Origin of the sequence: Chitinophaga sp. OAE865 (assembly GCF_040546735.1) — a bacterium.
Classification (GTDB): domain Bacteria; phylum Bacteroidota; class Bacteroidia; order Chitinophagales; family Chitinophagaceae; genus Chitinophaga; species Chitinophaga polysaccharea_A.
Map to the genome: position 1 here is coordinate 2248360 of NZ_JBEPOF010000001.1, position 19819 is coordinate 2268178.

The 19819-nt window shown below is 44.6% G+C and carries 11 protein-coding genes; 7 read left to right on the top strand and 4 right to left on the bottom strand.

Annotation, left to right across the window (positions count from 1 at the left end; translation table 11 throughout):
* Positions 1-13: 13 nt before the first annotated feature.
* The 4 genes from ABIE50_RS09180 (at position 14) to ABIE50_RS09195 (ending at position 7966) form a co-directional block, all read left to right on the top strand.
* Complete coding sequence (locus tag ABIE50_RS09180) at positions 14-4372, top strand: DUF6443 domain-containing protein (protein WP_209864292.1); 4359 nt, start codon at positions 14-16, stop codon at positions 4370-4372.
* Positions 4373-4377: 5 nt separating this feature from the next.
* A complete protein-coding gene (locus tag ABIE50_RS09185; protein ID WP_209864290.1) occupies positions 4378-5022 on the top strand; it encodes a hypothetical protein in 645 nt (214 codons plus the stop codon).
* Between the two features lie 410 nt (positions 5023-5432).
* Positions 5433-6200, top strand: a complete 768-nt coding sequence (locus tag ABIE50_RS09190) for a hypothetical protein (RefSeq protein ID WP_209864288.1) — start codon at positions 5433-5435, stop codon at positions 6198-6200.
* Between the two features lie 314 nt (positions 6201-6514).
* A complete protein-coding gene (locus tag ABIE50_RS09195) occupies positions 6515-7966 on the top strand; it encodes a beta-helix domain-containing protein (RefSeq protein WP_209864285.1) in 1452 nt (483 codons plus the stop codon).
* Between the two features lie 81 nt (positions 7967-8047).
* Here the strand turns inward: ABIE50_RS09195 and ABIE50_RS09200 are convergent, their stop codons facing one another.
* Both ABIE50_RS09200 and ABIE50_RS09205 read right to left on the bottom strand, forming a co-directional pair.
* The gene (locus ABIE50_RS09200; protein ID WP_209864282.1) at positions 8048-10342 is read right to left on the bottom strand and encodes a T9SS type B sorting domain-containing protein; all 2295 of its coding nucleotides are present in this window, start codon (positions 10340-10342) and stop codon (positions 8048-8050) included.
* Positions 10343-10371: 29 nt separating this feature from the next.
* On the bottom strand, positions 10372-12303 hold the full coding sequence (locus tag ABIE50_RS09205) for an SBBP repeat-containing protein (protein ID WP_209864279.1): 1932 nt from the start codon (positions 12301-12303) through the stop codon (positions 10372-10374).
* A 221-nt stretch (positions 12304-12524) separates the two neighbouring features.
* On the opposite strand from ABIE50_RS09205, the gene ABIE50_RS09210 reads away from it, so the two are divergent.
* The 3 genes from ABIE50_RS09210 to ABIE50_RS09220 all read left to right on the top strand — a co-directional run bounded on the left by ABIE50_RS09210 (position 12525) and on the right by ABIE50_RS09220 (position 17995).
* The gene (locus ABIE50_RS09210; protein WP_209864276.1) at positions 12525-14435 is read left to right on the top strand and encodes a tetratricopeptide repeat-containing sensor histidine kinase; all 1911 of its coding nucleotides are present in this window, start codon (positions 12525-12527) and stop codon (positions 14433-14435) included.
* A complete protein-coding gene (locus ABIE50_RS09215; RefSeq protein ID WP_209864273.1) occupies positions 14432-15064 on the top strand; it encodes a response regulator in 633 nt (210 codons plus the stop codon). Before ABIE50_RS09210 ends, ABIE50_RS09215 begins: the two co-directional genes overlap by 4 nt.
* Positions 15065-15241: 177 nt before the next feature.
* On the top strand, positions 15242-17995 hold the full coding sequence (locus ABIE50_RS09220; RefSeq protein WP_209864270.1) for a lantibiotic dehydratase: 2754 nt from the start codon (positions 15242-15244) through the stop codon (positions 17993-17995).
* Here the strand turns inward: ABIE50_RS09220 and ABIE50_RS09225 are convergent.
* A complete protein-coding gene (locus tag ABIE50_RS09225) occupies positions 17992-18708 on the bottom strand; it encodes a LytR/AlgR family response regulator transcription factor (RefSeq protein ID WP_209864267.1) in 717 nt (238 codons plus the stop codon). The two genes, ABIE50_RS09220 and ABIE50_RS09225, sit on opposite strands and share 4 nt — an antisense overlap.
* Positions 18705-19742, bottom strand: a complete 1038-nt coding sequence (locus tag ABIE50_RS09230; protein ID WP_209864265.1) for a sensor histidine kinase — start codon at positions 19740-19742, stop codon at positions 18705-18707. Before ABIE50_RS09230 ends, ABIE50_RS09225 begins: the two co-directional genes overlap by 4 nt.
* Positions 19743-19819: the final 77 nt, after the last annotated feature.

The following is a 19819-nucleotide window of genomic DNA, read 5'->3' on the forward strand; positions in this document are numbered from 1 at the left end:
AACAATGTTATTTATGAGAAAGAACATTATTAAATCCGGAATTTCAGCTACTATATTGTTTCTAACGATAAATTGGAGCGCTAATGGACAAGTATCGCCGACTACTGGCTTTCATTTAGCCGCTACACCAGTGGCCCAGCCACCTGCATACATTAACCCCACCGTAAATTATATCCGCATCTGGGAGCCTATTAAGCCAACCACGGATGTGGTAGATGTAACGGGAACTGCCCGTACAGTAGGAGAAATCAGGCAGTCCACCATTTACTCCGATGGTCTCGGGCGCCCTATACAATCTGTTATAAAAGGGGTTAGCGGCTCCGGCAAAGACATGGTTACCCCATCCGTATATGATGCTTACGGCAGGCAGCAACTCCTGTATTTACCCTATGTGCAAACTACGGGTAACACTAATGACGGGAAGTTAAAACTGTCTCCATTTGCCAGCCAGCAGGTGTTCTTATCAAATCCCGGATTAAATCCATCAGGCGCAGGCGAAAGCATTTTCTATGGCCAGCAAATCTTTGAGGAATCCCCTTCTTCCCCTGTGCAGAAAAGCTATCAGCCAGGTAATAGCTGGGCATTAGAAGGAGGCAAAAAACCCGTACAACAATATACCTTCAGCAATACGGTGTCCGATTCCGTGCGCGTATGGAAAGTAGTATCTGACCTACCCACTTCTCCCAGGACGTATCCTGCAGGAGAACTCAGTAAACGGATAACGATAGATGCAAACAGCAACCAGGTGATCGAATACTTCGATAAAAGCGGCAACCTCGTGCTTAAAAAGGTGCAGAATGCCGCAAGTCCCGGCAGTGCACATATCGGTTGGCTCTGTACCTATTATGCTTACGATGATTTAGGAAGATTAAGGATTGTTTTTCCGCCGCTGGCTACAGAAAAAATGATGCCTTCCTGGTCACCCACTGCTGTTCTGGCAGGGCTCTGTACCATTTACCGGTATGACACTAGGGAAAGAAATATCGTGGTGAAGCTGCCAGGGGTCGATTCCCTCGAAACGGTCTTTGATGTTCGTGACAGGCCCATTCTATTCAGAGATGGGGCATTAAAATCCAAAGGAAAATGGCTGCTGACATTTTATGACGGGTTAGACCGTCCTGTTAAAACCGCACTTTATAGTAATGCGACCATTACCAGGGAGTCCTTACAGGTCAGTGCCAGCGCAGCTGCGGCAGGGTCGTTGCCCTTCATTGCTGCCGGAAGCTATGCAGAGGAGAACTATTATTTCTACGATGATAATTATGCCTTCCCGGGAGCGTTGGCGCCTCTTACCGGCGATTTTGGCGCGCCACAGAAAGGTACAAACTCCTACGAGGTTCCTAACACAGAATACAGCCACCGTGCAATGGGAAAGCTCACCGGGGTCAGAAGCCGGATAGCCGCTACTAACCAATGGCTTACCACCACTATTTACTATAATGATAAGGGAAGGGTATTGCAGACTATCCAGGATAACATCTATAGTGGTAAGCAGACAACTACCTTCCTGTACGACTTCAGCGGCAAGGTATTAAGTACTTATATCAGGCAAACCAATCCTCATAGTACGGTTACCCCTGAGACCAGGATACTTATTTGTGCGACATATAATCCGGTAGGTAATCTTACGGAAATTAGCACGACTATAAACGATGTGACTTCGACGAAAAGGGTGGTAGCCTCCTACACCTATGACGAGTTAGGGAATGTACGGACAAAAACACTTCCCAAAGAAAGCCAGTCCTTCGACCTTAACATTAACGGCCAACTAACGGCCATCAATAAGGCCTATGTAACAACGCCTGGTAGCAGTTCCAACTGGTTTGGAGAAGAGCTGGCGTACGATTTTGGGTTTTCAGCCAGTCAGTTTGATGGTAGTATTGCCGGAGCAAAATGGAAAGGCCGGGGAGATGGTATCGCCCGTGCACATGGATTTTCCTATGATAAGCCCGGGAGGCTATCTGTAGCAGATTTTTCACAGCAAAATCAAGGTTCGACAGCATGGTTAAATGATAAGGTGGATTTCACTGTCAATGGTTTATCCTATGACGCAAATGGCAATGTTTTATCTCTTAAACAACGAGGGCTGAAAGGTTTAGCTAAAGCCACCATTGATAGCCTTAAATATGGCTACAGTGACAACAGGCTTTTATACGTGACCGATGGTGTCAATGATCCTAACAGTAAGCTGGGAGACTTCAAAGAAGTTACCCCAGGTACCAGTATAGACTATACCTATGATATTGCAGGAAACATCCTGAAGGATTCTAACCGGGTAATATCAGAAAGAACGTATAACTATCTGAACCTGCCTGATTATATAGGCGTTACCGGCAAGGGCAAAATTGCCTATCTCTATGATGCCTCGGGAGAGAAAATCCGTAAAACGGTCACAGATGCAGCTGGTAAGGTCACTGTGTATGATTATATGGGTGGCTTTGTATATAAAAACGACTCCCTGCAGTATTTTGATCAACCGGAAGGAAGAATAAGGGCGCTGTATGCTACCGGCAAGCCCGTGCAGCTTGTCTATGATTATTTCCTTACTGATCACGTGGGAAATACCCGCGTGGTCCTCACCGAAGAATCAGGAAAGCAAACATACGCAGCCACATTAGAAACCGCCGGGTTAGCTAAAGAGAATGCGCTCTTTGCCAATATCAATACTACGCGGGTAGCCAAACCTGTAGGTTATCCGGCAGATGCAACTACAAACCCGAATGATTTTGTAGCAAAACTAAATGCCTCTGCTGGTTCTCAGAAAATTGGCCCATCGCTGGTCCTCCGCGTAATGGCTGGTGACACCGTACAGGCCGGCAGCAAGGCGTTTTATAAATCTGCTGCCGCCAGTACCTCAAGCACCACTGTGGCTAATATGTTGGCGGCCCTGATCCAGGCTTTTGCTACTGGCACCGGCCCTACAGATGGCGTCCATGGAAATGGTACCGGCGCCGGTTCCCCGATTACAAATTTCACCTCTGCAAATTACCAGTCAATCAGGGACAAAGACCCCTCTCAAAATGTTGCCACGATGCCCAAAGCCTACCTGGCGTATGTACTCTTTGATGAACAAATGAACATGGTAGATGAAAACAGTGGCGTGAGGCAGGTACAAGGAAGCCCCGATCAGCTTCAGACCCTGGCGACCAGCCTGATGGTGATGAAAAAGACCGGCTTTCTATATGTGTATACCACCAATGAAAGTATACAGGACGTATACTTTGACAATATTGTAGTCAATCATAACCCTGGGCCATTACTGGAGGAAACCCATTATTATCCCTTTGGATTAACCATGGCGGGCATCAGCTCAAAGGCGCTGAAAAACCCCTACAGTAAGAACAATTATAATTACAATGGGATAGAACAAACGGATGAATTTGGGCTGAATCAATATGATGCTTATTACCGCACCCTGGACCCGCAAATAGGCAGGTGGAACCAGGTGGATCCTGCTGCGATAAAATATCCCGGAATCAGTCCGTATAATAGTAATTTCAATAATCCCATCTCCATTTTTGACCCTTTGGGAGATGATCCTCCATTTTGGGGGCTGGTCAATGGCGTTTGGGGGTGGCAATATAGAGCCTTTGATGTAGTCGGCCAGCAAGTCGGCAGAAGTGCTGTTGAGGCAGGAATTAGAAGTTTTACTACCAACGGATTCAATCAAATTGGCGCTTATGCGGCACGTCAGCAGCAAATGCGGCAGGCCTATGAGCTGCAAAGGCTTCAGTCATTGCAAAGATCATATGATATTCAGGCCCAAATAGATCTACAACAAAGCCAGCAAATTGAAATGAATAATGGCTTTCCCGTACGTCAATTTGAAGATCCGAATACAACCGGAGCTGCCTGGCGTCGGGGAATGGGAAAAGCACATAAATCTTTTATATTTGTAACTGATTATGTTGAACCTGTTGTAACTAATGTTGCGACTCTGGGGCTGGAAGGTTTGGTCGCTTCAGGCGCAGCCAGCACAGTTGGAAGAACAGTTGTTTCACAAACAGCTGAAGGCGCAGCTGGAGGGAACAGATTGTGGCGATGGCTGCGGACTGGGGGTAAGACATTTAACGAATATAAGGCGGCACGGGGTGGAACAGAGACTTTAGCAAGAATTCGGACCACTGATGCAGCTGGGCGAGCGGTAGAACAAAGAATAAGCACCGAATTTCATCATTGGCTTATTACGCAAAGAATGCAAAGGGCATACGGAATACCAAATTGGTTAGTAAATAATAGGTTGAATGTCCTAAAGCTCAACACGGTTCAGCATTCACTTATAGATCCAATGAGATTTAGATTTTTACGTGCCGGATTCAAGCAAGAAATTGGTTGGTTCAGAGGGGAATATACATGGTTTACTAAATTTTAATAATTATGTTTGGATTGTTTAATAATAACAAGGTTACAGACGAGCAAATCGAGCTTCTTATAAGCGTTTTCAAAAAACTCCCAAGCGAATTTGATCCGTTTGTTAAGCAACTTAAATCTGGATTGCTGAATAGAAAGCTTCCAAGTTCGAAAGTAATTCCAGGTTTTATAGGTTTCTCTTACAATGGCCAAATTTCAAAGCAATACGAAAAAGCTAATATGGGCGCATACAAGTTATCGCCGATAAAAATTTACGATAAAAAGTCTCAAAAAACTGTAACCCTTGATATTTATATATCAGCTGGATTAGTAACCGGTTATACTTTGAGTACTGCTTCAATTACAAATTTGGATCTGAATAAAATAGACATTTCTGATTACAAAAAGCTTCCTTTAGATTCCGAGAATAGTGAATTCGAAACAGTCAAAAATTTATTGTCTCCAACGGATGTGAAGCTAATCGATCCAACTCAGGTCTATTCTGTTGATTTGGATGGCAAAATCTATTATCATCTAAAAGATCTTGAGGATGGCGATTTCATAGGGATTGATAACTCAGGTATTCTTTATGAGATAACACACGACCCCTATGAAATAAAAAGAATCGCTCAATCATTGACAGAATATATAGAAAGAATAAGAGGGAATTAATGCCTATCGTTAATTAACGAATTAAAATCAAAACGGCATATCAAAGGCTACCATAACACAGGTAGCCTTTTTTAATATCTGTAGGTGTTCCATCCTCCACATGTCAAACCTGCTAGTTAACTGCTACCATTTCAATATTTCATGATGCAATTTTTACACTTAAAATGGGACTTCCTACAATCACGGTTAAAAAACATCATCTTTTCTGATTTCGGATGCAGAACAAAGGAATGGCCCAAAACTATCAAACACGGATGCAAGCTTATGAATTAAACACTTTATATCTTTCCTAATGACAGATTTAATTTTTAAAGCCACAAAATTTGATACCTAATAGGATAGTAATTAAAACGTAGTTAGTATAAGAAGACCTTGGTGGGGATAATTATTCATAATTAAACCCAATCAGTATGAAAGTTTTTTTTGCAATCCCACTTACGATCTTACTTTTCGTTTCCTGCAAACGTGATTTTAAAGAAGAGAATGTACTCCAAGCTGACAATTTGAAGGGTTTGGCTGCAACTGAGATGTCACATGGCCAGATTCTTAAGCCAGATAACCCTAGAAACAAATGTGATAGCATAGGTATTATCCATAACCAGACCCTTAAATATGTTTATACGGCAATGTTGGCTAACAATGACTCCAGTTTAGCATTTATGCGGAAATCGGTGATAAGGTTTTTTATCCAAAAATACGGGTCCAACATTGGCGCCCATCTCGCTGAAAAGGATATTGCATATCAGCCTTTCAAGAACATGGACATTAAAAAGCTTCTGAGCTTGCATATTGTTCCGCAACAAATGTCTGGTTTCCTTTTAGAAATGGTGCAGGCAGCCTATCTTCTGAAGTCCCCCCAGGATTTCAATAAGTTCTATAAGATAATGGTCAATCTTGAAGAAAGAATAAATGGTAGTAATAAGGTTTTGACCCCCATACAGCGCGACCGGTTACTGCATGTTGCATCAGTCACCCGCCATTCTGCTTGGTTTTGGCTAAGTTTTATGCCCAATCAGGGACAAACTACCGATGGCTTTCTGAGGTCACTTTTAGGACTATGGGCCGATCAGCACAATGCAATTTGGGCGCTGCTAACCTTTCAGGAATTCACACACCTGGCTGAATACGCCGCGGATGAGAGTGCTATGGCACTTTGGTATTATGACGCCTGGATGTAACTCCAATTAACTATCAGTATAAATTGATACCGGTAGTTATTGCTATTGAATTAGCTACCTTTCCGTAAGTTCAAAAGCAATAAAAAAAGGTGACGTGCTGCAAAGAATACTTTCGCGATTTGTTTTTTGAGCTAATAGGCGTTCGTATTTGCTTAATTAATCCATTTTACATGGCATTTCGCGTGGCATTTCGCATGTAACGGCCCCTTTTTACCAGTTGGTAACAGTTCCAGGCTTCATTTTTCCGTCCTACCTTCTGAGCAATATATCTTCACCCTGATACCTTTTACTTCATAAACCCAAAATCATGATGTATGAAAAAACTATTCGTCGGGCTGGGCTCCGCCGCTTTTATTTGCCTGGTTTTCTTTGCCTGTAAAAAGAGTTTTCAGCAGGATGCTGAAAATAAGGACTTAGGCAGCCTATCAAAAGCCAAGGCGCTGCAGGCCTGTGTATTTGAAACATTATCCGGTAACATTGTGTCCAATCGAACACTTTCTGCTTCAACGGTATATAAGCTTGATGGCTGTGTTACTGTAAAAAGCGGTGCGACCTTAACTATTCCAGCCAACACATTGCTACAGGGGATGAAAGCGCCAAGCTCCGGGGGCAAAAGCGTACTGATCGTTGAGCGGGGTGCAAAACTCAACATTAACGGTACAGCCACGAATCCCGTTATCTTTACCAGCGACCAGGCACCGGGCTCAAGATTACCTGGTGACTGGGCCGGCCTCCGTATTTTCGGCCAGGCGCCCAACAATAACAGTAATGCTCTAAATGTTGATCTCGGTTGCGCCACCTATACTGGTGGGGGAACTAATTCTGCGGACAACTCCGGAACGATGCAGTACTTCCAGGTCCACTTTGCCGGCGCAGCGGCTAACGCCAATGACTTCAGCCAGGCGGCTGTTATGCTTAACTCTGTGGGGACGGCAACGACCTTCGATCACGTGCAGATTTCCAATCCTATCAATGATGCCCTGGCAGCCTTTGGTGGAACGGTAAAACTAAGCAATATCGCCAGCTATAATGCCGACCGGACAGATTTCCGGTATGAATTCGGGTATAGGGGTAACTCCCAATTTTTGACTGCAATGCGGCTAAATAACAGTGCTATCCCTTCCGCTTTAGCTTATGGTGTAGATATAACCAATAACAGGTTTGCACCAACTGCAGTCTTATTTACGCAGCCGGTCATCTCAAATTTTACAGCTCTTGGCCCCAACTATTGTAATGGAACCATGCCCAATGGTAATTTTAGGGCTTCCGTAAGGATAGGAAATCAAGCAGCCGGAAAAATTTATAATAGTGTTCTATCAAGTTGGAATCCAACCGCCACATCGTGTGGATTTCTTATAGATGGTGCTACATCTATTAGCAAAACTGCAACCAACGACCTGCAATTCTCTTACAATTCCTTTCATAACTCTGGTGCAACACCATATGGGATAATTGGGACATGGACTTCTGCCTGCGATGTCAGTATGCTCAACTGGATCACCGGCGCCGGCGGCTTACCTTGTGATGAAACGGGTAACCAGTTCAGTGTTTCGACACTTGGCTATAACACCAGTTTCTGTAGTAATTTCTGTAGTTCATTTACCTCCAACTTTACATTGGGTACAACGACCCTTGCAAGCCCAAATTACGGATGGGATACCGGTAGTGGTTTTGCACATCCAAGCTACCGTGGCGCATTTGGAGCAACAGACTGGACGCAGGGCTGGACTGATTGGTGTGCGCAGAATAAAATCTATTGTAATTAGCATGAGGATTAGGACTTAAGGTTAACAATAAAAGAATAACCAGGGCATCCCTTTTAAGGGAATGGCCCTTTTGTTTTGTCGTTACCGGATCAGCAACACGTCGCCTTTAAAGAATTTTAGGCTTCCATCGGGGTAATAAATACCGATATCATAATAATAGGTGCCGCTTTCGCATTGCCTTCCATTATACGTACCGTCCCATCCTTTCTTTATATCTGAAGTGGTGAAAACAAGTTGCCCATAACGATTGAATATCCGAAAGTGGTCCAGTTTCTGAAACTTTGCTCCTTCGAGGCGGAATTGATCGTTTAATCCATCTCCATTCGGGCTGAAAGCGTTGGGCAATAATTCTACAGCAGAAAAATCAATATCAACTTTTACATAACCTGTATCAGTACATCCATAATCATTCCAGCCCCTAACGGTGTACAACGTAGCCTGTACCGGATGTGCCACCGGATCGCTTTTTACAGCCGAATCAAGGCTACCCGAAGGGGTCCAGACATAAAAGAGCGCGCCGCTTGCATGTAAGGTTATGCTGTCGCCATAACGGATGGTAGCTTGTGCAGGATCCGTAATTATTTCTGGGACGGGAAGTGCAGGAATGCTAATATCAACTTTAGTCTCACAGCCACCGGCAATACTTATCTTCAGCTGGTATGCTCCGGTGTCTAAGTTAATCAGGGTATCAAAACGCCCTTTAATCCTTTGATCAATGATACCACCCTTTCCATCGTACCAGGTAAAGGTATAATGGCCCGTATCCGGTGCTTCGAAATTTACCGCAATCATACCATTAAATAATCCCGGGCAGGCAGGCGTAGCAATGGCCTCAGGTGATTTGACAAATATTACATTAAAAGTGTCGGTAGTAATATGGCAATTCTGGAAATACCGAACAAAGTATTTTCCATCCTGGTAAACAGTTCTGTACTGAGAAGTACTACTGTCATTCCATCTATAACAACTACCGGAATCATTGGCCTTAAGCGTAAGACTATCTACAAAGCAGGCTATTTTTAGCAATGAACTCCCTTCCACAGTATCAGGTCGTTCATTGTTTACAATAATGTCTTGAGGTAACCATGACTGCCCTCCCAATCCCGATCGATAAAAATCCCCTCCGTAGCTGGTAGGCGCACTTACATCAATTACATTAAGTTCTGGCCCAGTGGAAATTCCAGTAAGATTGGGATAGTTTAACCGGTGAAAGCCTGGGCCTGGATTGTAGCCTGAAACTAAAGCCCAAGGGGGCCGGCATGTTACGCTTCCATTATCAACATATAACTTGCCATCAGGCCCCATTTTAATTTCTCCCAAAGGATTTGGGGTATGGGCTAAACAAGCGCTGATATCGCCTACGATGGAATGAATATTTATTAATACCACATTCCTCGAGGCAATGATAGATGAAATGTCGAACGTGCTCAGGTCATATTGGATCAATTTGCCGCTATCGGCGGCAAACCCGGTAATATCGGGTCTATTTCTATTGTAGGTGGCATATAATTTTTTACTGTCGGGAGAGAAGGCAACATCCGTAAAGCGTCGACAATTGTAAAATGATTGTGCATATGGTAGTGGATTATTGGTCGACTCGATAATGCCAAAGTCCTTTATTTTTCCACTACACTTTTCAAATGTATATAGCTCTACTCCGTAATAGCTTGCCAGGCCCAGTAGTGAACCATCAGGAGAAGACTTCAGATAGCCTATCATGTCATAAATAGGCTGCATGCCGGCATGTGATACTATCTTCGTTGTATCGATTCCATCCCGGCTGACATGGTAACTGTAGTATCCATTCATGATCCGGGAACGAACTACCAGCCAAACCCCATCGCAGCCTTTTACCGGTGCCATTTTTTGGGCAATCACAGTTCCGTATGGTGCAATCACAATGTCTTTCTGGCCAACAACGATCCCCCCTTGTCCCCCATTAAGGCTCATATCCAATAAAGAGTATAATAACCCATTGGCATAGGGGTAGAATATATAATACTGGTTGCCATTTCCAGGCCGGGGAATAATTACAGGTTGCGCGACTTCATCTGTAACGGTACAGCGTAAGTTACTATTTGGAACAGGGCTACCATCGGCCCTTACTATATTGTAGTAGGTCGGCCCCCAAGTGAGGTAATCGCCAAGCCGGACGGTAAACCGTAGCTGACCGTTGGGGAAACATACGGCGCCACCAAACATACCATGATGGCCTGCAGTCGTATAATGGGACATTGATAACTCTGGAGTTGCAGTATTGAAATCAACTGATTTAATTCCAGATAAGCCACCATCAGAAAATGTCCAGATATTATTTTCTCCCTGCGCAAGGACCCGAAGCGGTAAAAAAAGCAGGATTAAAAAAATGGTTTTCATAAAATTAAATTTTGGGTCAATGCAATTACTTACTGGCCAGCCTTAATAAGCTTCCGGGTAAATGAGCTGCCTGATTTACAAACAAAATGGATATAGTATATTCCATCGGCGATACTTTTCAGACTTACTTGTGAGCTACCTTGCGGAATACTGCCATTAAGCATAAGTTTACCATCGAGGGAATAGATAAATATTTGAGACTCTTCGGCTACAATAATCTGGATATGATCGGCAGCAGGATTAGGAATTACAGCATACCCTTCAGCATGAGGATCGTTGATGCGGGTCACGTTGATATTTACAGAAACGGAACCAAGGGTATCGCAGCCCGGGTAATTGTTCACCTGTACGGAATAACTTCCCGATTCAGTCACGGTGTAGGTAGGGCCAGTAGCTCCTGCAATGGCAACATTATCTTTATACCATTGATAAGAAAGATAAGCATGGGTTAGGGATAGCAAATAACCTGTCGCAATAATTACCGGAGTATCTATTACGGGGCATTGTTGTAGTTTTAAAAGGAAGCCATCGCTGACACCGCCGCCGAATCCTATTTGATAGGCTCCCGGAGTTGCTATGCCCGTAGCGCTGGTTGTATTGCCTGCCAGGTATACATTTCCACTACTATCAAACACTGCTGCTTTTACCTGATCGATATCCAGCCCACCAATATAGCTGGACCACAGCTTTGTAGTACCCGAGGTATCAACCATAGATATAATTCCATCTGTTACACCGGAAAAACTGGTTTGCATTCCGTCTAAGGTTGCAATACCGGTGTCACTCGAAGTATAGCCACCGAGCAGCAGTCTGTTGTTGTTGTAATCTACGGACCACAGCAGATCACTTTCACCGCTCCCAAAATAACTTGACCATTTGCGAACACCTGCTGAATCAAAGGCTGCTACAAAACCGTCTCCGTTAGTACTGCCTCCATAACTTTGCTGAAAGCTGCCATTAGTAGCCATACCCGAATCGCTTGTCGTAAGGCCGGCAATATAGACCTTGCCCCCTCCATCGGTTGTAAGTCCATAGGCCCGGTCGAGCCCTGTTCCCCCAAGATAAGTGGACCATTGCCGGGCTCCTGTGGCAGCAAACTTAAAAAGAAACGCATCCTGGTTGCCGCCTGCTGTAGGCTGCCATGCAGAAGCCGAAGCAATGCCCGTACTGCTGGCCGTATATCCCGTTGCATATATATTGCTGTTGTCATCCACTGCAATACCGCTCACGAAATCTTCATCCTCTCCACCGAAATAAGTAGCAAATATGCGGTTGCCCGATCCGGAAAATTTAATGAGGTAAGCATCTTTAAGCCCCGCATTCGAGCTTTGGTAGGCACCCGCTGTCGTTAAAAAATCCGTGCTCTCGGTAGTGAGCGCAAGATATACCGCACCGGACATATCGGTTGTTACTGATAAAGGACTGTTGGAAAATCCGTCGCTACCACCACCAACATAAGTAGCCCAAAGCCGGTTACCTGAAGAATCGAATTTGGCAAGATAGGCATCAAACCTGTCGGCGCCGCCCCATGCACCGGCGCGGATAGGCTGGTAACAGCCCGGTGTAACTATCCCGGTATCGCTTGCGGTCCAGCCGCAGAGGTAAATGTTACCCGAAGGGTCTATGGCAAGCGCAGATCCTACGTCGGTTTGAGTACCGCCAAAATAAGTCGCCCAAAGTGGGCTACCTTCGGGGCTAAAACGTGCTATAAAAGCATCGTTTCCCAGCATGTTTGTCCCTCCTCCACTTATCGTTTGAAAAGCGCCAGGCGTTGCAATATTATCCAGGCTGGTGGTGGAGCCGGTTATATAAACAGATCCGTCCGGGCCGGTAGCGATGGACCTTATATCTTCGAAACCGATATCACCGAAATAAGTAGCCCATTGTTTTGTAATGGTAATGGCAAAAGAGAGGGAAACGCAAAGCTGGCTGAGTAACAGCAGGGTTAAGAACTTTTTCATACAAGTATTTGAGGTTACAGATAAAATTATCGTGGGACAAAACTAAAATGGTGTTTCTGAAAAATCTAAAGGGTAAACCCTCTTTTTTGAGGGGGTAAACCCTTGTTTTTTCAGAATAAAATCCGTACCCACAAGGGTTTTCCCTTGTTTTTTCAACATCTGTTCCATTTCAGAGCGCTTACTCTATTTTTGTAGGTCCCACTCGGAAAAACCATGCTGCTATGATACCTTACCCCATCATTTCTTCCATCGGAAAAACCCTTTTAGCCACTTTACTCTTCGCATCTTATTCCGCAGATTCGCGGGCTGCAATCGATACGGCTACAATAAACGAGGGTATTAATAACATGGCCGCAATGAACAATGAAAAGGCCATCCCTGGTTACGTTACCTTATTACAACAATGCAGGCAAACAGGTTATAGGCATGGCGCCATCCGGGTGCTAAACCTGTTAGGCCAGCGTTATTTCAGCTCAGGTAATGACCAGGACATGATCCGCTGCCAGCATGAGGCCATCTCTCTTTCCAGGCTAGACCCAAAAGAATACAAACAGATCGCTTTGCTTTACAATAATTTAGGGATCTGTTATCAATCCACCTTACGATATGATTCCTCGCTGTTTTATTACCAGCTTGCCATAGTAAGCCAGCAACAATTGGGTACCGTCGCGTCAAAGTCATTACCCTTTATAAATCTTGGGCTCTTATACCAAAGGATAGGCAGAATAAAAGCAGCCGCCCGCTGTTATAACCGCGGTAGGCTTTTGGCTGAAGCAGAAAAGGATTCAGGTATGATGGCCGCAGCCCTGCTCAATACAGGCGGGCTATATTCTTCGATAAGTGATAGCTTCCGGGTAGCAGAACGGCTCCTGTCCCAGGCTATTACTTTGGTGCAGGATAAAGTCCGGCCCGATATCGTTCATAAGGCTTATTATATGATGGGCGTCATGGCAGAAAAAAAAGGCATGCATGATCTGGCCGTTGAAAACTATAAGAAGGCCTTACGTACACCAATGGGTGTAAGGTATGATGACCTGATCCCGCTTATAAGCCTTGGACAGGTTTATATCCGGCAAGGAAAGCTTAAAGAAGCAGATAGTATATTGCATGCCGGACTTCGGCAGGCACTTTCTCTGAATCCGTTGCCTGATTATCTTTTGGATTTTTACCGATACCTGGCAAAAGCCAACAAGCAATTGAACCACTACAAATTAGCTGCGGCTTATTTTGACCGTTTCACGGAGTTAAATGATAGCCTATGGGGAAAAGGGGCCAATGACCGCATTGATGAGTTGGAGGCCAAAAACCGGCAGATGCAAAGTAGTAATGAACGCATTAGCCAGCAATTAGTCATTACCCGGCAACAGGCCCTTATTAAAGGTAATAGGTTGGTGATGATTATCTCCGCAATTACACTCGTTTTTTTGATCTTATTACTTTTGTTGTATTTGCGCAGCCGCTCTATAAAACAACAAAAGCTGCAGCAAAGAGCCCTTTGGCAGGCTACGCTGCAGGGGGAAGAAAAAGTCCGGGCAGCTGTTGCCCGAGACCTCCATGACCATATCGCAGGGGCACTAACAAATATTAAGACGTGGTTTGCTACTTTAAGGGCCGCCAATACTGCCTCGTCTGAAAACAACGAATATAATGGGCCCCTTCAAGAGCTGGATCAAACCATAAAGGACGTCCGCTCCATTGCCCATCAGCTTATGCCCGAATTGTTGCTCCATCAGGGTCTTGCTGTTGCTGTCATGAACCATTGCCAGTATGTAGAGAAAGCAACCGCGATAAAAGTGGGTTTCCGTTACCTCGGATTATGGGACCGGAGCCATAAGGCGCTTGAGCTGATCATTTATCGTAATATCCAGGAACTGATTCAAAATGCTATTCGCCATTCAGGAACAAATAAAATACTGGTACAACTCAGCTGTCACCAGGAACTACTTATGGTAACCGTTCAGGATTGGGGTAACGGGATGCCGGCCTCTGCTGACCATTCCATAGCGGGCATGGGCCTGATTCAGGTACGCAAAAGCATCGAGCAATTGGAAGGGACTTTTTCCATAAGCTCTAAGCCCGGCGAGGGTACCAGTATCAATTTTGAAATAGATCTTAAAACCTACAAGCTATGATCAAACTGGCAATAATCGACGATCACCCTATTGTTCTTGCAGGTTTGCGGCATTTGCTTGAGGATTATGCTGCCCTTTCCATAGTAGGAACTTTCAGTAATAGTAACCAATTACTGGATTTTATCGCACATCAGCAGGTTGCCGTTTTGCTCCTTGACCTCCAGTTGCCGGCGACAGATCCTGTTCAGTTCATTAAGGCGTTGAAGCGGGCCAGGCCCTCCATGCGTATTTTGGTGCTGACAAATATGGACCAGATATTTACGGCAAGGACAATGTTGGCAGCCGGGGCTGACGGTTACGTCCTAAAGGGAATCGATAAATATACTTTAATTGAAGCCATTGAAAGCGTATCCCAGGGTGTTCAATATATTGATGCCTGTCTTAGGGATGATTTGCGAAATACCATGTTGGGCACCGGGGACGGCTTACCCCTGCTCACAGATAGGGAACAAAGGATACTGGAAATGATAGCGAAAGAAATGACCACCAAACAGATCGCAGCCGAGATCCACCTGAGCAGTAAAAGGGTTGAATCCCTGCGTAGCGACCTTTTTCAAAAGCTTCAGGTAAAAAATACTGCAGGCCTGGTTCGCAAGGGCATAAATCTTGGCCTGCTTCCGGGGTTGTAAACTTGTCCAGTATTTCCCGTTGGACCGCTCTGTTTGCAGGTTTAGAAAATAATAAAGGCCATTAAAATATTGGGCTGTGTTCTTGCACCAAGCTTATTTTACCTTAAAGGAAAAATGCCCAAACCACAAAAGATCGTCATACTCCCCGCTGCAATTTTCAGGATACCGCAATTTCCCATGGATGCCTCCCTTGAATCCTGTTGGCCGGAACTAAAGCGATCAATCGGTGAATCCTCTGCCACTTTCCATGACATCATTAAAGACTTGAACTATGAGGACCTTTTCCACCAACCGGAAAAAGTACAAATTTCTATTGCCAAATATTTTAACCGTGCAAGGTTCCGGCCAGTACCCTATGGCAAATTCGCTGCTGTGGGAATGGTTCAAACAGGTAATGAGAGCCTGCCTATCAGAATTAAAGATGAAACCATCTGCCATACCTTTTTTGATTGGAGTCAGATAGAAGAGCTGCAGTACGAATTCTGCGATGTTGAAAATACAAATGCCAGGGTATGGGCCAACAGCACCTGGTACGAAGCCGGTCAAAATATCCGGTATGTCCATCAAAGCAATGATGGCAGCCATCAAATACTGGAGCTTGCCCGAAGTGAACAGCTGATTAATATATTGAAAAAATGTCGGCAACCAATACCGTTTCAATTGCTGATGGACCAGCTGGCACCATTAACATTAGATGTGGCGACGACCAAAGGGTTCTTAGAAGAAATGATCTCAGCAAAGCTGCTGCTTACCGAACTGGATAAAAATATCATTGGCCCTGATTATTTTAAGCGCAGATCAATGTGTAGTACCGGGCAAGTGCAAAAACAATATATACTTTGCGAGCGTCAGCTGGAATCCGGCTACCTGGACACGCGGCCCCTTAAACATCTGCCAGGGCTGGTCTCCTTGCTGCAGCAGTTATATTCCAAACCTGTATACCCGCAACTGGAAACTTTCGTAAATCTGTTCCGGGCAAAATTCGACCAACGCGAGGTGCCGCTCATGGTTGCCCTGGACCCGGAGCTGGGGGTTGGTTACGGAAACACCATTCGCAACAGTGAGGGCGATGATGCCATTTTTGATATCATCGGCGCACGAACAAGGCAGGAAGCCAGCCAGGAGCAATTTAAAAGGATCTTTGTAGAACAACTGGAATTAAATTTGCAGGTGCTTCGGTTGCAAAATCTCCGGCTAAGTGCAAATAAAGATATCCTTCCGCTGCCTAATACCTTGAGTGCTTTGTTTACCCAATGCGGTAACAACATTATTGTTGATCATATCGGTGGCACTACCGGAACTGCACTGGCTGGCCGGTTTACAAAAATCGGCGCCTCCATTCGCGAACATTGCCGAAATATGGCCGCTTTAGAACAGGCTGCCAATCCTGGGGTGTTATTTTTCGATATCGGTTATACGGCAGAACAGAAAGTGGATAATGTTAACCGTAGGGAAGCCATATACGACCTGCAGCTCAATATTCTCAACTTTGACACTACCGAGGAACCATTGACTGCTGATGATATCCTGGTAAGCCTGCGCCATAACAGCATAGTACTACGGTCCGCGTCACGAGGCAAACGGCTTATTCCAAGGCATGCTTCGGCCTATAACTATACCCGTTCAGATCTTGCCTTATTTCGCTTTCTATGTGATCTTTCCCATCAGGGCATACAAACTAACCTGATACCTGATATAAGGACAACCTACCCGGGCTTGAATTACTATCCACGCATGGAATACGAAAATATCATCGTCAGCCCGGCAACTTTGCTGGTGGAGGCTTCTGCTTTTAATGCCCCTGCAGAAATCCGTATTTACCTACAAAAGCATAAGATGGAAGGATATGTTAAAGTCGGCAGCGGGGACCAGAAACTTGTATTAAATACGGCAGCAACAGCCGACCTTGACCTGCTGTACCTGCAAATACAAAAAGCCGGTAGACTCTGGCTGGAAGAAGCCTTTATAAACGAAATGGGGATGGGCAGTGTACAAGATAGTAGTGGCCATAACTTCTTCAGCCAATTTTTAATTACCCTATACCATAAAAATCCTATTTATAGTCCTTCTGATGCTGCACCTCAGACTTCCGGGATTGAACGGTGTTTTTGCCCTGGTACCCAGTGGCTATATTTTCAGATTTACATTTCTACTAATAAGGCCGACCACCTCATTACAAACTATATTAATCGCTTTTTGCAAAATAACGGAGCGCTTATTAAAAAATGGTTTTTCATCCGCTACAACGAAGGCGGCGATCATATAAGACTCCGGCTGCAACTAAAAAGCAGCGAACAGATAGATGGCATGATGGCCAGGCTCCAGGATCTGCTCCTGCCCGAATTGGAGGCGGGAACGATCACAGATATCCAGGTAAGAACTTATCAGCGGGAACTGGAAAGATATGGCCCCGAGTATATAGAGCAGATAGAAACACATTTTTACAAAGACAGTCTTTACGTATTTACCTTACTTCGGCATGCTTTAAGCGATGATCAGAAATGCCTGTTATCTGTTCAGCTGATGAGGGACTTACAGCAGGCAGGGGTTTTTAGCCCGGACCATTACCTGGAATTTATAAAGAATAGGTATGAATCCTTCCGCGCCGAATTTGGTATCGGTGCAGAGGCCAGTAAAAAGATTGCTGCACGATATGATGTCTTTAGCAGTCAAGGGGACTTTTCCCTAAGCGAAAAGATAGCCCTTAGCCTCCATGCCTTTAAGGGCTCGCTGATTGAAGCTTTGCAAAAAAGGTTTTTACATGAAAGAAAACAATTGCTTGCCGATCTTTTGCATATGCACGTTAACCGGCTATTTGCCGAAAACCAAAGAGCGCATGAAATGCTGCTATACTATTTTTTGATCCGGGATTGGTATAAGCAAAGAAATAGTAAGGAATTGAACCATGAACCATTACAGGCCAGGGGTTAGTACCCTGGCCGGTAACGTCCCAGGAAGGCAAAGAGTGACTGTCGGTACATATCGCCAATAGGAAGCACTTTTTTGCCGGTCAGCACTACCTCAGAAGCATTTACCTGCTCGACCATATCCAAGTTGACGATATAGGAACGGTGAATTCTCAGGAATCTTGGTGGCGGAAGTAAAAGTTCCATTTGCTTTAGCTTGACGGTACAAAGGTAATCCCGGCTTTTAGTTTTTATGGTAATATAGGCAGCCGTGCCTTCAATCCAAAGGACCTCCTGTTTATAGATCTTTATCAAATTATACTTACCGGTACCATTGATAAAAAAGTAGGGTAATTGCTCATCCACATCCTTTGGTGATAGGGTCAGCCGCTGAACAATCTTTTCTACCGAACGGGAAAAGACCGGATAACTGATGGGTTTCACCAGGTAATCGGCAGCATTAACCTCAAATGCTTCAGGCCCAAATCCACGGTGTGCGGTGGTAAAGACAATTACCGGATCTGTCCTCACCGCTTTCGCAAAATCCGAACCATGTAATCCGGGCATTTCAAAATCAAGGAAAATCAGGTCCACGACTAATTTTCCTGTGTTAATTTTCTCCAATGCCCGTATCGGGTTTTGTTCAAAGCCGGCCAGTTGCAAATAGGGGTTCTCCAAAACATATTCCTTAAGCAGCTCCCCGGCATGGGGCTCATCATCTACAATCAAACTTCTCATAACCGTATATTTAGTTCAACCATAAAATGGGTATCCGTATTATCAATCGATAAGGTATGGGCATTGCCATAATGCTTTAGCAGCCTTGCCCGGGTATTTGCCAGCCCGATCCCTGTGCGGGAGGAGGGAATTCGGGCTATGTGTTGGTTCCAACTTCGGAAGTAAAGGACTTTATTTGAGACAGATATCTGAATTTGGGCAGGACGATGCTGGTCATAGAGCTGTCCATGTTTAAAAATATTTTCAACGAGATCAGAAAATAGCAAGGGTGGTATTTTCAAAGCATTGTCCTTACCTCTTATGTCGGCGGAAAAGATGACCTGCAATTTATGATCCCGCGTAGCCTGTCTTAGCTCGATTATGCGACGTAGCTGGCTGATTTCTTGCTGTAGAGAAACCCTTCCCGATTCATCGTTATGTTCGCTGCAATAGGCTAAGATATCGGCAGCCAGCAGGATAATGGAGGCCTGCTTCGGTGATGTACGGAAAATACCGGAATATACAGAGTTTAGCACATTGCCCATCAGGTGGGTGTCAAGTTGTGATCGCAGAAAACGACTTTCCAATACTGCTTCCCTTTTTTCAGATTCATGCCTGAGCTGCGCTTGCAACTTTGCTTCTTTTGCCCTGCCGATACTGTGCATTGCAAACCAATAAGACAAGGCAGCGCAGAAGAATAAAAGCCCCCTGTTAAGTAATAATATCGCGACATTAAAAGCCGACCTGAAATCCCATATACCAAAGTAAAAATGAGAGAGTAGCAGAGCTATAAAAATCGATATTATGACATAGGCCAGGATGACCAGAATCATCAGATCGATTAGAATCAGTATGTCTGAAAATCTTTTCTCACAAAACGGTATGAAAACAAGGGCTATGAAATAGAAAAAAGCGACATTATAAAGGTAATAGCATCCTGTAACAACCGGGTTAAATCTTGCACCGGTTATGGTTAACCCTAAAACTTCAAACAGAATCAAGGCTGCTATAATCAGAATATGAATTGCAATAATTCGAAAATTTCCCCTGCTCATCTTCGCTATTTTCCTGTTGAGGGTTAAGAAATGCCCGTTTACAAAACAATAAAGGGTGTTTACATTATATTTCAGCA